16 protein-coding genes are annotated in these 14,237 nt (G+C 69.5%); 9 read left to right on the forward strand and 7 right to left on the reverse strand.

Annotation, left to right across the window (positions count from 1 at the left end):
* Positions 1 to 154: 154 nt before the first annotated feature.
* Positions 155 to 709 carry a CGNR zinc finger domain-containing protein gene (locus ABD793_RS15585; RefSeq protein ID WP_344860368.1) on the reverse strand — a complete coding sequence of 185 codons (555 nt, stop codon included), beginning with the start codon at positions 707 to 709 and terminating at the stop codon, positions 155 to 157.
* 72 nt (positions 710 to 781) lie between these two features.
* Between ABD793_RS15585 and ABD793_RS15590 the strand changes: the two genes are divergently transcribed.
* The 4 genes from ABD793_RS15590 to ABD793_RS15605 all read left to right on the forward strand — a co-directional run bounded on the left by ABD793_RS15590 (position 782) and on the right by ABD793_RS15605 (position 4,227).
* The gene (locus ABD793_RS15590) at positions 782 to 1,459 is read left to right on the forward strand and encodes a haloacid dehalogenase type II (protein WP_344860371.1); all 678 of its coding nucleotides are present in this window, start codon (positions 782 to 784) and stop codon (positions 1,457 to 1,459) included.
* Positions 1,460 to 1,827: 368 nt separating this feature from the next.
* Complete coding sequence (locus tag ABD793_RS15595) at positions 1,828 to 2,832, forward strand: hypothetical protein (RefSeq protein ID WP_344860373.1); 1,005 nt, start codon at positions 1,828 to 1,830, stop codon at positions 2,830 to 2,832.
* A gap of 16 nt (positions 2,833 to 2,848) precedes the next feature.
* On the forward strand, positions 2,849 to 3,391 hold the full coding sequence (locus tag ABD793_RS15600) for a YbaB/EbfC family nucleoid-associated protein (protein WP_344860375.1): 543 nt from the start codon (positions 2,849 to 2,851) through the stop codon (positions 3,389 to 3,391).
* A gap of 560 nt (positions 3,392 to 3,951) precedes the next feature.
* A complete protein-coding gene (locus ABD793_RS15605) occupies positions 3,952 to 4,227 on the forward strand; it encodes a hypothetical protein (protein WP_344860377.1) in 276 nt (91 codons plus the stop codon).
* Between the two features lie 723 nt (positions 4,228 to 4,950).
* On the opposite strand, the gene ABD793_RS15610 is transcribed toward ABD793_RS15605, so the two are convergent.
* The 4 genes from ABD793_RS15610 to ABD793_RS15625 form a co-directional block, all read right to left on the reverse strand.
* The gene (locus ABD793_RS15610; RefSeq protein ID WP_344860379.1) at positions 4,951 to 5,547 is read right to left on the reverse strand and encodes a TetR/AcrR family transcriptional regulator; all 597 of its coding nucleotides are present in this window, start codon (positions 5,545 to 5,547) and stop codon (positions 4,951 to 4,953) included.
* Between the two features lie 22 nt (positions 5,548 to 5,569).
* Complete coding sequence (locus ABD793_RS15615) at positions 5,570 to 6,772, reverse strand: cytochrome P450 (RefSeq protein ID WP_344860381.1); 1,203 nt, start codon at positions 6,770 to 6,772, stop codon at positions 5,570 to 5,572.
* 368 nt (positions 6,773 to 7,140) lie between these two features.
* Positions 7,141 to 8,028 carry an aldo/keto reductase gene (locus tag ABD793_RS15620; RefSeq protein WP_344860383.1) on the reverse strand — a complete coding sequence of 296 codons (888 nt, stop codon included), beginning with the start codon at positions 8,026 to 8,028 and terminating at the stop codon, positions 7,141 to 7,143.
* Entirely contained in the window at positions 8,025 to 8,882 is an 858-nt protein-coding gene (locus ABD793_RS15625; protein ID WP_344860385.1) for a helix-turn-helix transcriptional regulator, read from the reverse strand. The genes ABD793_RS15620 and ABD793_RS15625 overlap by 4 nt, the downstream gene beginning before the upstream one ends.
* Before the next feature lie 87 nt (positions 8,883 to 8,969).
* Between ABD793_RS15625 and ABD793_RS15630 the strand changes: the two genes are divergently transcribed.
* Positions 8,970 to 9,407 (forward strand): SRPBCC family protein, encoded by a 438-nt coding sequence (locus tag ABD793_RS15630; RefSeq protein WP_344860387.1) that lies wholly within the window; start codon positions 8,970 to 8,972, stop codon positions 9,405 to 9,407.
* Between the two features lie 79 nt (positions 9,408 to 9,486).
* On the opposite strand, the gene ABD793_RS15635 is transcribed toward ABD793_RS15630, so the two are convergent.
* Complete coding sequence (locus ABD793_RS15635) at positions 9,487 to 9,882, reverse strand: nuclear transport factor 2 family protein (protein ID WP_344860389.1); 396 nt, start codon at positions 9,880 to 9,882, stop codon at positions 9,487 to 9,489.
* 135 nt (positions 9,883 to 10,017) lie between these two features.
* Here ABD793_RS15635 and ABD793_RS15640 point away from each other — a divergent pair, with 135 nt between their 5' ends.
* The 4 genes from ABD793_RS15640 (at position 10,018) to ABD793_RS15655 (ending at position 13,814) form a co-directional block, all read left to right on the forward strand.
* Positions 10,018 to 11,130 (forward strand): FAD-dependent monooxygenase, encoded by a 1,113-nt coding sequence (locus ABD793_RS15640; RefSeq protein ID WP_344860391.1) that lies wholly within the window; start codon positions 10,018 to 10,020, stop codon positions 11,128 to 11,130.
* Positions 11,131 to 11,419: 289 nt separating this feature from the next.
* Complete coding sequence (locus tag ABD793_RS15645) at positions 11,420 to 11,839, forward strand: MarR family winged helix-turn-helix transcriptional regulator (protein WP_344860393.1); 420 nt, start codon at positions 11,420 to 11,422, stop codon at positions 11,837 to 11,839.
* A gap of 8 nt (positions 11,840 to 11,847) precedes the next feature.
* Positions 11,848 to 12,414 (forward strand): isochorismatase family protein, encoded by a 567-nt coding sequence (locus ABD793_RS15650; RefSeq protein WP_344860395.1) that lies wholly within the window; start codon positions 11,848 to 11,850, stop codon positions 12,412 to 12,414.
* The gene (locus tag ABD793_RS15655) at positions 12,411 to 13,814 is read left to right on the forward strand and encodes an MFS transporter (protein WP_344860397.1); all 1,404 of its coding nucleotides are present in this window, start codon (positions 12,411 to 12,413) and stop codon (positions 13,812 to 13,814) included. The genes ABD793_RS15650 and ABD793_RS15655 overlap by 4 nt, the downstream gene beginning before the upstream one ends.
* Positions 13,815 to 13,831: 17 nt before the next feature.
* On the opposite strand, the gene ABD793_RS15660 is transcribed toward ABD793_RS15655, so the two are convergent.
* On the reverse strand, positions 13,832 to 14,179 hold the full coding sequence (locus tag ABD793_RS15660; RefSeq protein ID WP_344860399.1) for a winged helix-turn-helix transcriptional regulator: 348 nt from the start codon (positions 14,177 to 14,179) through the stop codon (positions 13,832 to 13,834).
* Positions 14,180 to 14,237: the final 58 nt, after the last annotated feature.

Raw genomic sequence — 14,237 nt, forward strand, 5'->3', positions numbered from 1 at the left:
CCCACATCGAAACAGCGTTCATGGGTCTCACCTCCCGGTGCCGAGTCACGGTCCAGGTGAAGCATAGCGGTGCGGCGCGACCGATTTTGCGCCCGCTTTCCCGCGCACGGTGCAGGCCGGGTCAGGAAGGCTTTCCCACGCACGGTACGGCTGCTCAGGAAGGCTTTGCCAGGTCACCGCGGCGACGCGCGCGGTAGGCGGCGGCCTTGACCCGGTTCCCGCACTCGTCCATACCGCACCAGGTGCGGCGGGCGCCCCGGGACCGGTCGACGTAGAGCCGCGTGCAGCTCTCGCGCCCGCACTCCTTGAGCACGGCACGGCGGTCCGCGAACAAGGCGATCGCCGCAGCGGCAACGTCGGCCAGCACCGCCGCGGTGTCGCCGTGAATCCGGGTTCCGGTGTCGGTGAGCGTGATCCGCCTGCCGGGGACGGCGGCGGCCTCGTTCACGACGGCCAGGGCGCGCCGGTCGAAGCTGCGTCCCGCGATCCGGTCGAGGGCCAGCCGGTGCAGCGCTTCCCGCAGTTCGACGGCTCTGGCGAACCCGGCCGGGCCGACGTCGTCCGGTCCGCCGGTCAGCAGCCCGGCCTCGTCGATCCACCGGCGCAGGTCGGCAGCGCAGGTGAGCTGGTCGCGCGGGGTCGTCCGGCGCCACTGCAACGTCCCGGCGAGGTCGAGCGCGACGTTGCCGCTGACGAACACGAAGGTCACATCACCATCTTGACCGGTGACGTCGGAGGACGCAGAATCACCCCCTGAACCGGTGACGAATTCGGGAGAGCCATGCCGCCCCTGCACGACGTCGACACGATCGTCTTCGACATCCTGGGCACCCTGGTGGACGACACCGCCGGACTGCGCACCGCGCTGGCCGAGCTCGCCCCCGGACGGGCCGACGACCTGGTCGCGCTCTGGGGCCGGCGACTTTCCGCCGAGCACCGCCGGATCGTCGACCGCGAGCGGGCCTACGTGCCCGGCTCGGTGCTGGATCGCGAGGCCGCGCAGACGGTCGTCGACGCCGCGGGCCTGTCCGACCCGGCAGCCGTCGACGTACTGGTCCGCGCAGCCCGGCAGCGGCCCGCCTGGCCCGGCTCCCCCGACGCACTGGCCCGGCTCGGCGACGGCCACGAGCTGATCGGCCTGTCCAACGCCGATGCGACGGAACTGTTGCGGATGAACGCATCCGCCGGTCTGCGCTGGCACACCGCGCTGTCCACGCAGGCCGTCGGCAGCTACAAGCCCGACCCTGCCGTGTACCGGCTGGCGATCGACTGTGCGGGCAGGCCGCCGGAGCGGATGCTGATGGTTGCCGCGCACGCCTGGGACCTGCGCGGCGCGCAGGCGGCCGGCCTGCGCACTGCCTACCTCGATCGCCCCGCCGGCGACCCGCCCGCCGCCGGGGATCGGTTCGACCTGCAGCTGAGCACCCTCGCCGAACTGACCGACGCCCTGCATCCCTGAGCCGATCCGGCGCAGGACGGTGCCGGGTACCGCCGAACCGCTGCGTCCGATCGCGCAAGCCGGCTTCGCACCAGGCACGGTGCCCGGTTCCGGTCCGCGGCCTGCACCTCCCCTCGTCCGGAGCGCCTCCACCGGTCGGCTATCGAGCAAATACCTGCCGAAAGCCGCTGACGTAACGAGGACGGTGCACCGGCAGCTCGGGTACGTCCAGCCCCTGCCTGCGGACAACGCATTCGGTACGACGAACGACTGCACGACAACACCGAGGCGACCGGTACCGCACTCGCCAGAGTCGCGCGCCTGTACGAACAGCACGAATCCGATACCCAGTCGCGGCTGCGGCGAATCCAGTAATATCGGGGGATTTCATGGACGACTACTTCGCACTGTCCGGCGACGACGATGATGACCCGAACGACAAACTGCTGGACGGGATCACCGAGACCCTGCGAGACGCCGCAACCGACGCCTTGTCCGCAGTGGACACCATGAAAGGCCTGTACTTCTACGATGACGCCATCCAATGGGGCAGCAACGTCAAACAGGATATCCGGCAATACTTTCTGGATTTCTCCGAAGCGGACATCGATCCGAACACGCCGAACGGACTGCAAAGCATCATCGACGGGCTGCACCACACCTGGGGAAAACTCGACGAGCACTCCGACTGCGCGTCCGATCTGGAACACGCCCGAACCATGCTCGATCCCTGGCGAGGGCCGGCCGCGGACGACGCGAAATTCCACCTCACCTATCTCAAGAACAAGTACCAGGAGGTGAAGTCGCAGATCAGCGTACTGGAAAGCGACGTGGTGGCCGGCCGGGAACTGGTCGGCAAGGCGCGCAACGACCTGATCAACCTGTCCTCGTCGTTCAACGACGCCGCCAAAGAATACAAGCGCGCCAAGGAGGCCGCACAGATCAGCGTCTCCGATGTGCTTTCGGCCGCCTTCGCCGGTGCCGTCACCGGCCTGCTCACCGTTGACCCCGCGCTGGGCGCAGTGGCCGCCGGGGTCACCATCGCGAAGAACGTCGCGGGCTCGCTGGCAGTCTCGGCCACCGAGCACCAGAAGATCGAGGGAAAGCACCCTGCGGAGATCTGGGATGACTACCGGGGTGGTATCGAAGACATCAAGAAAAATGTCGACGACGCCGCCGACGAACTCGTTCACAAAATCGACGAGCTCGAGCTGCCCAAGCTGAAGGACCCGCCCGATGTCAGTCCGGGCAAGACGTTCGACCCGAACAACTTCGGCACACCGGACATGCCGAAGGAAACCGAGAACCGGGTACGCCATTCCGGCAAGGACATTCCGCGGCCCGCCGCAGACGGCGGACAGTCGGACGACGCGCAGGGCGACCGGAAGTTCTGAGCAACCGGGGGGGAGCATGACAGCCGAACGGCCCGGCGCGGCCCGGAAGGCCCGCGGGGAGCCGAATACCGAACAGGAACGCGCGGTGGCCGCACTGTCCGCGTTGTCGCTGGACCAGCAGTCAGCAGACGGTGCGGTCGCGGTTTCGGTGAACACCGACGGCGTCCTCACCCGGCTACGGCTCGGTGCCGAGGTGACCCGGATGAGTCCCGCCGAGATCGCCAATGCGGTGCTGCGCACCTACAACCAGGCCCAGCAGGACGCCGCCCTGCGCACCGCCGAGCTGCTGGCGCCGTTGGGAGTACGTGGGTACGTCATCGATCGATTGCGCTGGCGGGCGGAGTTCACTCCCCAGCCCGCATCGGAGCCGGCACCGACGCGAACGCAGGGGGCGCACCGGATGTCGCGCACTGCGCGCGATGCGCACAACGAGTACCTGAAAGACCGATCGGCGCCCGGATACGACCTCGTGCCACCGATCCCCCCGCCGGAGACAGGTCCGGCCACCGACGACGACTGGTTCGCCGACGGCGGCGTCCGCATCATGCGGACCACCTAGGGGCGTGGCTGGCAAAGGTTTCTGCTGGCGGTTGAGATGCTGCCGGGTGTGTCGCGGTTTCAGTTGCTGTCAGACGATCGGTGGACCTTGATCGAAGACCTGCCGCCGGTCCGCACCGGTAAACAAGGCCGGCCGTTCTCCGATGCCCGATCGATGGTGGAAGGGATCATCTACCGGTATCGATGCGGGATCGCCTGACGGGACGTGCCGGCGGTATTCGGTCCGTGGCAGACGATCTGGACCTGGCACCGGCGGATGGCCGGCGACGGAACCGGGGACACCGTGCTGCAACGCCTGCTCACGGCCACGGACGCGGCAGGGCTGCTCGACTGGTCGGTGTCGGCGGACTCGACGACCGCACGGGCGCATCAGCACGCCACGAACATCACCCGCCCCACAAGGGGGCTGGGTCGAACTACACAGAGCTACGAAACGAGCCGCCTGACCACGCGATCGGCCGCTCCCGCGGCGGGCGGAGCACCAACGTGCACCACCTCGCCGACGGGAACGGCCGACCACTGGTGACTCTGGTCGGTCCCAGTCAGGCCGGGGACGCACCGATGTTCCCGCACGTGATGCGGCATCCGCACGTCGCTCGCTGTGGACGTGGCCGAGCCCGGCCGGAGCGTGTCCGCGACGACAAGGCCTACTCCTCGAACGCGACCCGCGGACATCCGCGCAACCACGGCATCACCGCTGTGCTACCCGAACCTGCCGATCAGGCAGGGCACCGCAGACACCACGGTTCCCGCGGCGGTCGGCCACCCGCCTTCGACCCGGTCGACTACCACCGCCCCAACGCCGTCGAACACCGCCTCACCCTGCTCAAGCAATGACAAGGCCTGGCTACCCGCTACGACAAACTCGCCATCATCTACCGATCAACGGTCATCCTCCACACCGTGGCCGCTTAGACCAAGGCATTGTCAGACACGCGACACTAGCTCTCCGGCAACAGCCGATACCGCACGTCACCGTGGTCGTGGCGAGCAGCAACACTCAGTTGACCAGTCCGGCTTCGGCCAGTGGGACACGGTGCTGCAACGGCTGTTGGCTGCAGCGGATGCGGCTGGGAAGATCGTCTGGGCGGTGTCGGTGGACTCCACGATCGCGCGGGCGTATCGGCACGCCATCACTATCAGGAGCGTCACCGAGGGCTGGGGCGAACGACACGGGTCTGCTCACCGGACTGCTCCTCACCCGCGATCCGCCGACATGTGCGCGCTCACCGCCGTGCTCCCCGAACCAGCCGATCAGACCGGGCATCGCACACCGGAGCCCGCGCAGCTGCCGCCCCACCCGTGTTCGACCCGCTCAACTATCGCAGCCACAAGCGTCGTCGAACGCGGCTTCACCCTGCTCAAGCAACGGCGCCACTCGGCCACCCGCCACAGCAACCTCACCACCGTCTACCGCTCCGCAGTCGTCCTGCACGCCGTCACCATCTGGACCAGGGCTTTGCCAGACACGCCCCAGCTGGACGGCAGCGGATCCGTCGCAGTTGTTCAGTCCGGACAAGGCCTGCCGCGGTGATCACCGACCGGGCCGGGAGCCGGGGTTCACGAGCACGGTGCCTCGGACGGGTTTGCCGGCAACGGCGGAAGTGCGGCGGGCCCGGGGCGAAGTCCGTCGATGAGCAGGGCGAGGTACCGCTTGCGGTCGGCACCTTTCCGGTCTCCGGGGTGCACGGTGGCCAGAGCCATCACGATCACCGCCGCCAGATCGCGGCCCCGCAGTTCGGGACGTACCACTCCGGCGTCGATCGCGCGGCCGAGCAGCCGGTCGCCCGCCGCCAGGTAGCGCTGCACTGATTCGACGTCGATGGCGTCGGTCTCGCGGGCCAGCGCCAGTACGACCTGCCGCCGGGCGAGCAGGTCGACGGTGGCTTCCAGCGAACCGGTCAGATCCCGCCACGGATCGCCGGTCTCCCTGGGTTCGGTCACGGTGGTCAGGATCTGCTCGAAGACCGCACGCACGAGCTGGTCACGGTTGCGGAAGCGCCGGTACACCGTGGCGACGCCGACGCCCGCCCGTTTCGCGACGTCTTCGAGCGTGGCAGCGGGCCCGGTCTCCTCGAAGGTCCGGCCCGCCGCAGCAACGATGCGCTCGTAGTTCCGTGCCGCGTCGCCCCGCAAGCCCTGTGCACGCACCGTCATCCCGGCACGCTAACAAACCGGTTCACCAGGTGACCGGCAGCGCGTGCAGTCCGTAGACGAGGTGGAACGCGCGGAAGCCGATCTCCTCGTACGGCACCGCGAGCGCGAGCTCCGGAAACCGCCGCAGCAGCGCGGGAAACGCGATCCGCATCTCCATCCGTGCGAGCGGCGCGCCGAGGCAGTGGTGCACGCCGTGCCCGAACGCGACGTGCCGCACCGCCTCCCGGGTGATGTCGAGCCGCTCGGGATGCTCGAGCAACGCCGGGTCCCGGTTGGCCGCGGGCAGCGCCAGTACGAGCAGTTCGCCCGCGGGAATGGTGTGCCCGGCGATCTCCACCTCGGTCGTGGTCGTGCGGGGCACACCGGAATGCACGATCGAGAGCCAGCGCAGCAGTTCCTCCACCGCGGGTTCGACCGCAGCCGGATCGTCCCGCAGCAGCGCGAGCTGCTCGGGGTGGCGCAGCAGCGCCAGCGTACCGAGCCCGAGCATGTTCGACGTCGTCTCGTGGCCGGCCAGCAGCAACAGCGACGCGACACCGGCGAGCTCGGCCGCGCTGAGGTCGTGCCCGTGCTCGCGCACCAGCATGCCCAGCATGTCCTCACCCGGTGCGGCCATCGCCTCCGCCACCAGCGCGCCCATGTACTCACGGCTTTCGCGCTGCAGCGCCAACCTCTGTTCAACCGGCAGGGAAGCGTCGAGCAGGCGGCCGGTGCGATGCTGGAAATCCGCCCGGTCGGCGTAGGGCACACCCAGCAACTCGCAGATGACCAGGGACGGCACCGGCAGCGCGAAGGACGACACGAGGTCGCCCGGTGTGCCCGCGGCTTCCAGCTCGTCCAGCGCCGCGTCGACGATCTCGACGATCCGCGGCTCCAGCCTGCGCATCCGCTTGACGGTGAACTCCGAGGTCAGCATCTTGCGCAGGCGACTGTGTTCGGGCGGATCGAAGTTGAGCATCTGACCGGCCCGCAGCTGCTCGAGCTCCTCGTCGCTGAGCTCGGCCATCCCGGGCGGCCGGTTCCGTCCGGTGGCCGCGTTGCTGAACCGCGCCGAATCGGCCAGCACCTCGCGAACGTCGTCGTACCTGGTCACGAGATACGCGGAGGCGCCGAACGGAGTCCGCACCCGGGTGATGCCCTCCTTCTCCCGCACCTGCGCGAGCTCCTCGATCGGATCGAACCGGACCCGCTGCATGTGCAGCGGCATCTCAGGTGCCTCGGTCATCACTCGCCTCGTCTCGTCATCGACTGGTGCCGGACGAGGACGACCGTACCACCAAAACGGTAGTCATCTATCAATTAGCTCCGGGCTGCTCCAGCCCCACTCCGACGAGCGACGGGACAGTCAATCCCCGCAAGGCTTGCCGCGACAGTCCGTGGGGCGGACGGGGGCCGTCGCTTTCCTTCCGGCGCGCCGGATTGGCGCGCTGCATCTCCCGCAGGTACGCCTTGGCCTCCGGTGCCGCGCCAGCTGAGCCTCGGCGCCTGTCGCCATCGCACCGTCCTCATCGGACGAAGCGAGCGCACTCCCGTGCTGCGGCCAAGGCCGGCGACTGCGGCCGGTACCCGGTCAGGATCAGCCCGGAAAGCCGGTCAGGCAACCGCGGTGAGTTCGTCCACTTCGGACTGGGACAGCGCCAGCCCGGCGGCGGCCAGGTTCTCCTCCAGGTGCGGCACGCGGGCCGTCCCCGGAATGGGCAGCATCACCGGTGAACGGGCCAGCAGCCAGGCGAGCGCGGCCTGCGCGGGGGTCGCGTCGTGCGCGGTGGCGATCCGGTCCAGCACTCCGCCGGGCGCGGCGAGGTCACCGGCGGCGACCGGGGCCCAGGGAATGAATCCGATACCCTCCCGCGCGCAGTACTCGAGCACCCCGGCGGAGGTGCGGTCGGTCAGGTTGTAGCGGTTCTGCACGGTGCTGATCGGGGTGATCGCACGCGCTTGCCCGATCTGCCCGATGTCCACCTGGGACAGTCCGATCGCACCGATCTTGCCCTCGTCGTGCAGGTCCCTGAGCTCGCCGATCTGGTCTGCGAGCGGCACCGCGGGGTCGACCCGGTGCAGCTGGAACAGGTCGATCCGGTCGAGCCCGAGCCGACGGAGGCTGAGTTCCGCCTGCTGGCGCAGGTATTCCGGCCTGCCCACCGGCGGCCACGCCTTCGGCCCGAGCCGGACCCGGCCCGCCGCGGTGTCGAGCACGTCGGGACCGTTGCGGGTCAGTCCTGCCTTGGTCGCGATCAGGACATCGCCGGGGTAGGGGTGGATGGCCTCCCGGATGATCTCCTCGCTGACGTGCGGACCGTAGGAATCGGCCGTATCGATGAACTGCACGCCCAGTTCCACGGCGCGGCGCACGACGCGCACGCATTCGGCGCGGTCGGCCGGTTCACCCCAGATCCCCGGCCCGGTCAGGCGCATCGCGCCGAAGCCGAGCCGGGACACCTGCTTCCCGGCGATTTCCAATGTGTCTGCGGATCCGGTCACGGATGGGTTTTCCCTTCGATATCAGGATGTTCGGCCGCCGGAGCGGCGGCGAGCCGGCGCAGCAGGACCAGTCCGTCGGCGCTCGCACTGCCCGGTTCGGCGGTGTACACGGACAGATGCTGTCCGGGCGCCGAGGTCACGGCCAGCGCCTCGAAGTGCAGATGCAGCTCCCCGACGCGCGGATGGCGGAAGTGCTTGTCCTCCTGCGTGCGCGGGGAAATTTCGTACTCCGCCCACAACGACGCGAACACCGGGCTGCGTGCGCTGAGCCCGCCCAGCACGGTTTCCAGGCGCGGGTGGCCGGGAAACTGCGCCGCCGACGCACGGAGGTTGGCCACGGCCGTCTGCGCCGCCCGGTCCCAATCGCCGTAGAAGTTCCGCGCGAACGGGTCGAGGAAGATCATCTGCACCAGGTTTTCGAACCGGCGGAAACCGGAGTACAGCGCTTCCGCCAGCGCGTTCGCCGCGAGCACGTCCTGTGCCGCGCCGACCACGAACGCAGGAACGTCACGCAGGCCTGCCATCAGCCGCACCAGCTCCGGCGCCACCTCCACCACCGGCGCGGGACCCGTGATCAACTCGGGTTTGCCGAGCCGGTACAGATGCGCGGCGGCATCCTCGTCGAGCAGCAGTGCCCTGGCGATCGCGCGCAGCACCTGCTCGGACGGACGACGCTCCCGGCCTTGTTCCAGGCGGAGGTAGTAGTCGGTGCTGACCCCGGCCAGCAACGCCACCTCGTCCCGGCGCAGCCCCGGCACCCGCCGCAGCCCGTCGTGGGGCAGCCCGGCCACGGCCGGCGTCACGGCGTTGCGGCGAGCCCGCAGGTAGTCACCGAGTTCGTTGCGATCGTCCACGGCAGCCACGATAAGCGCGGCCGGACGCGAAGTGGATGGGTGCAGTGCTCCCTCCCACCGGCCGGCGGAGCGGGTGATGCTCGGTACGTGCCCGAAACGTTCGCTAGTTCCAGCATCCCCGCCCCGGCCGAAGCAGTCTGGGCCGTGGTCCGCGATTTCGACGGCTTGCCCGGCTGGCAGCCCGCGGTCACCACCTCCGCGCTCGAAGGCGGCGCTGCCGACCGGCCCGGCGCGATCCGGCACCTCGGCATGGCCGATGGGTCGGCTGTCGCGGAAGTGCTCACCGTGCTCGACGACCATACGCGGAAACTGGTCTACGAGATCGTGGACTCGCCCCACCCCGTGCGCTTCTACCGCGGCACCCTCCACGTCGTCACAACCGGCACACCGGCCTGCGCGCTCGTCAGGTGGTCGATCACCTTCGACTGCGATCCCGACGACACCGAGGCACTCACGACATCCTTTCGCGACAATATTCTCACCAGCGGTCTCCGAGGACTCGCGCGGCGGTTCGACGGCGCCTGAAGGCCCGGTTCCGCCCAGTGCGCAGGTTCGCCTGGTGCACAACTCCGCTGGGCTCCCCGTGACCCGGCGGTGAACCGCCTCAGTGCGCGCCGTCGGCGGCTGCCTTGATCTGCTCGAACCGGGCGCCCATCTGCCGTGCCAGCGCCTCGGCCGCGCGCAGCGGGCGGACCATCACCATGAAGTCGGCGATCCGGCCGTCGGCGTTGTACTGCAGGAAATCGCAGCCGGTGACGTCGAGTCCTTCGACCTTGGCCTCGAAGACCAGTGCGTGGTCGACGCCGTTCGGATCGCGGATCTCGCGGATGTAGTGCAGGCCCTCCAGCACCTCGATCACCTCGCGGAGAATGGCCGAGGTGATCGCCTTGCCCGGGTAGGGCTTGAACGCGACCGGGCTGCGGAACACCACGTCCTCGGCCAGCAGAGCATCGATCGCAGCCAGGTCGTGTGCTTCGACGGCCTCGCGGAAGGTCGGCACAGCCCCTCCCCGTTTCGCTTGACGTGCTCGAATATCGCCGACCCTATGGCCGGTCTGTCGTCGTGTCCAGCGGGGCGAATTCGAGGCATCTGCGGGCCGCGTCGACGAGTACGCTCCCGGGCGGGGTGCACAACCATGCACACAGATGTGGACATCGCGGTCATCGGGGGCGGGCTGGGCGGATTGACCCTTGCGATCGGCTTGCTGCGCCGATCCGTTTCGGTGCAGGTATCCGAACAATCCGCCGAACCGCGCGAAATCGGCGCCGGTGTCGCGATCGCGGCCAACGCGACCCGGTTGCTGCGGGAACTGGGGGTCGAGCCGGCCGCCGCCGGGAACATCCCGCCACATCTGGAGTTCCGCCGCTGGAACGACGCCGGGTTGATCTCCGCGCACGAACTCGGGCGCCGGTACGAGGACCGCATGGGGCACCGATCGTCACCATGCACCGGGGCACGCTGCAGCGGATGCTCGCCGGGCAAGTGCCGGATGCGCACGTCCGCCTCGGCCACCAGCTGGTCGATCTCGTCCAGGAACGCGGTGCGGTGCGCCTGCGCGCCGGAGGTGCCGGCCAAGGTCGTGGTCGGCGTCGACGGCATCCGTTCGGCGGTCCGCCGCCACGTTGCCGGTGCGGTGTCCCCGGTCTGCTCGGGGGAAATCGGGTTCCGCGGGGTGATCCCGGCGGACGTCTCACCGAATCTGCCCCATCCGAGGTCGATGCAGGTGTGGTGCGGTCCCGGCACACATGCGATCACCTACGGCGTGGACGACGGCAGGCTGATCAACCTGCCGGCCGTGTCGGTACCCGACGAGATTCCGGAGTGGACCTGCTCGGTCAGCCGGGTGCCCGCGAGCCGCGCCGAAGCACTCGCGGTGTTCTCCGGCGCCGGATGGGCGGACCCGATGCTCGATCTCATCCGCACCGTCGAGGGCGACATGCATTTCCGGGCGTTGCAGGACTTGCCGGGGCTGAGCAGCTGGAGCCGCGGCCGGGCCGGACGGCTACCAGCGCGCGTTCGACACCTACCGGCGGCTGCGCAGAAAGCGCACCCGCCGGGTGCAGCACTACTCCCGGATGTCGGGCAAGCTGATCAAACTCGGCGGCCCGGCCGTGCCGCGACGCGACCGCGACCTGGCGGACATCCCACGGCGAATCGGCTGGATCCACGAGTACCGCGCCGACCACGCCGTCCGTGCCGCCGAATGACGTTCTCCCCGCGGCAACCGCCCGAAGCCCGGCAACGGTGACGCGACATCGGTTCCCGGCAACCGCGCGGCCGCGTCCGGATTTCGGCCAGCGCACCGGGCAGCCGGCCGGCCGGTGCCGGCATCCTGAGCTCGCCGACCGCCAACCCCTGGACGTCGAGAGCGGCGGCGACAACCGGCTTCGGTACGGCGAGGCGGTTCTTACCGGCAGGCCGACGAAACGACCGGCACCCGGGCTCGCGGCCGGGCGGTCCCGCGCGCACCGGGCCTGGCGACCCGAATACGAAGTAAAACTTTGTAGGTTACCTTCGTATCTGCTAGCGTGGAGTGCGTGACCGACACTGCGGACCTGGCCCAATCACTGCGCGAGGTACTCGGGCGAGCCCAGCGCGCACTGCGTGAACAGGGCGGCCGGCGGGGTTTGACCGCCAGCCAGACCGAAACGCTGGGCTACGTCCTCAGGGAGGGCCCGATGACGATCACCGCGCTCGCGAACCGGCAACACGTCCGTTCCCAGTCCATGGGCGCCACGGTCGGCGTCCTGCTCGAACAAGGGCTGGTGACGGTCACACCCGACCCCCGCGACGGCAGGCAGAAGGTCGTCGCCGGCACGGACGAGGCCAGTGCCCTCGTCGAGGAGGGCCGCAGCCTCCGCACCGATTGGCTCGCGAAGCAGCTCGAAACGCTCACACCCGCCGAGCAGCAGACCCTCGCCGAGGCGCACGCGCTGCTCGATCGGCTTTTTCCCTAAGGAGCCCCATGCCCATCACCACCGTCGACCCCACTACCGCCCTGATCGTCATCGATCTGCAGGCCGGCGTCGTCGGGATCGACCTGGCACCGCACACCGCCGCGGACGTCGTGGCCCGCTCCGCCCGGCTCGCCGACGCCTTCCGCAGCCGTGGCCTGCCGGTCGTCCTGGTCAACGTTGCCGCCGCACCCGGCCTGCGCACTGACCGGAACCCGGACGGCACGCCCTTCGCGTTGCCCGAACAGGCGTTGCCGATCGTGCCCGAGCTGGGCGCGGCCGACAAGCTGATCACCAAGCGCACACCGGGCGCGTTCACCGGTACCGACCTCGAGGACTACCTCCGCGGCCAGGGCGTCACGCAGGTGATCGTCACCGGTGCCGCGACCGGCGACGGCGTGGCCGCCACCGTCCAGCAGGCCTTCGAACTCGGTTTCCACGTGACGACCCCGATCGACGCGATGAGCGATCCCGATCCGGACCGCCACGAATTCTCGGTGACCCGCCACTTCCCGCAGCGCGCGGAGACCGGCAGCACCGAAGACCTCTTGACGCTGCTCGCCGCGACCCCCCGGTGACGGCGACGACGCCGGACGGGACGGTGCGCGAACGCCCGTTCTCGTGGCGGTTCACCACCCCGCTGTATCTCGCCTCGATCCTCAACCCGATCAACAGCTCGCTGATCGCCACCGCACTGGTGCCGATCGCGCACGGCATCGGAGTGTCGATCGGGCAGACCGCCACCCTGGTGACGGCGCTCTACCTGGCCAGCGCGGTGGCTCAGCCCACCGCGGGAAAGGCGGCCGAGGTCTTCGGTCCGCGCCGGGTGCTCGTCCTCGGCGCCGTGGCGGTGGCTGCGGGCGGAGTGGTCGGCGGGGTCGCGCACGATCTGCTCACCCTGCTGATCAGCCGCGTGCTGATCGGACTGGGCACCTCGTGCGCCTACCCGACCGCGATGCTGCTGATCCGCAAGCGCGCCCGCGCAGCAGGTATGCAGCAACCGCCGGGGCTCGTGCTCGGCGGGCTCCAGATCGCCGGCGTCGCGACCGCGTCGCTGGGCCTGCCCATCGGGGGTCTGCTCGTCAGCGGCTTCGGGTGGCGAGCCGTCTTCCTCGTCAACCTCCCGGTCGCGCTCCTCACGCTCGTCGCAGCGCTGGGGTGGGTCGAAGCCGACGGACCACTGCGCCGACGCGGCCTCCGCGAGATCGCCGCCCGTCTCGACGTGCCGGGGATCGCCGGCTTCGCCGCCGCGATGCTGGCCCTGCTGGTCTTCCTCTTCGAGCTCCCCACCGCCCACTGGTGGATCCTGGCGCTCTCGATCGCGCTGTGGATCGCCGACATCCTCTGGGAACTGCGCGCGGCCAGTCCGTTCCTCGACGTACGCCTGCTCGCCGCACGCCCGGCGCTGGCGAACACCTACGTGCTCTTCGGGCTCGTCATGCTCTGCCAGTACGTGGTGCTCTACGGCGTCACCCAGTGGATCGAAGCGGTACGCGGCTACGGCGAGTCGGAATCGGGCCTGCTGCTCCTGCCCATGACGCTGGTCTCCGGAGTCGTCATCGCGGTGGTCTCACGCCGCAACATGGTGCGCGGCCCGGTCATCGCCGCCGCGGTCATCGCACTGGCCGGCTCCGCCGGGGTGCTCCTGCTCAACTCCGGCGTGTGGATCGGGCTCGTCGCCGTCCTCACCTTCCTGTTCGGCGCCTCCACCGGTTTCGCCGTTGCGGGCTACCAGACCGCGCTCTACACGCACGCGCCGCCGGATCAGCTCGGCACCGCCTCCGGGCTGCTGCGGACCTTCGGCTACGTCGGCTCGATCGCGTCCTCCGCCATCACCGGCATGGTCTTCCACCGGCAGGTCAGCGACCAGGGCATACACCTCATCGCCTTGATCATGATCGGCGTCAGCCTGGTGCTCACCGTCCTCACCCTGGCGGCCCGGACCCTGCGAACCCGACCGGCCGTGGCGCAGTCGTAGCGGACGCCGGCCTCGGGCTACGGGGACGCGTCCGCCGACCGGATGTCGCGGTACCAGCGTCCCCAGGCGTCGAGCTGGTCGGCGATCGTTTCAAGGCTCCGGCCGATGGCGGTCAGGGAGTACTCGACCTTCGACGGGACCTCGCGGTAGACCGTCCGGAGCACCAGACCGTCGGACTCGAGCTCGCGCAGCTGCCGGGTCAGCATGCGCTGGGTGACGCCGGGAAGCGCACGTTTCAGCTCCCCGAAGCGCATCGGCCCGGCGAAGAGGTACCTGACGATGACCAGTTTCCACTTGCCGCCGAGCACGGTCAGCACCGCCTCGATGACGCAGTAGTCCGGCAGCTGCTCGACATCTTCGCGCATGGCCTCATCGTGCCGGATGCCCGATGCGCTGGATAGGGATACAAAGTGGTACTACGCC

This window comes from Amycolatopsis ultiminotia (assembly GCF_039536925.1).
Taxonomy (GTDB): domain Bacteria; phylum Actinomycetota; class Actinomycetes; order Mycobacteriales; family Pseudonocardiaceae; genus Amycolatopsis; species Amycolatopsis ultiminotia.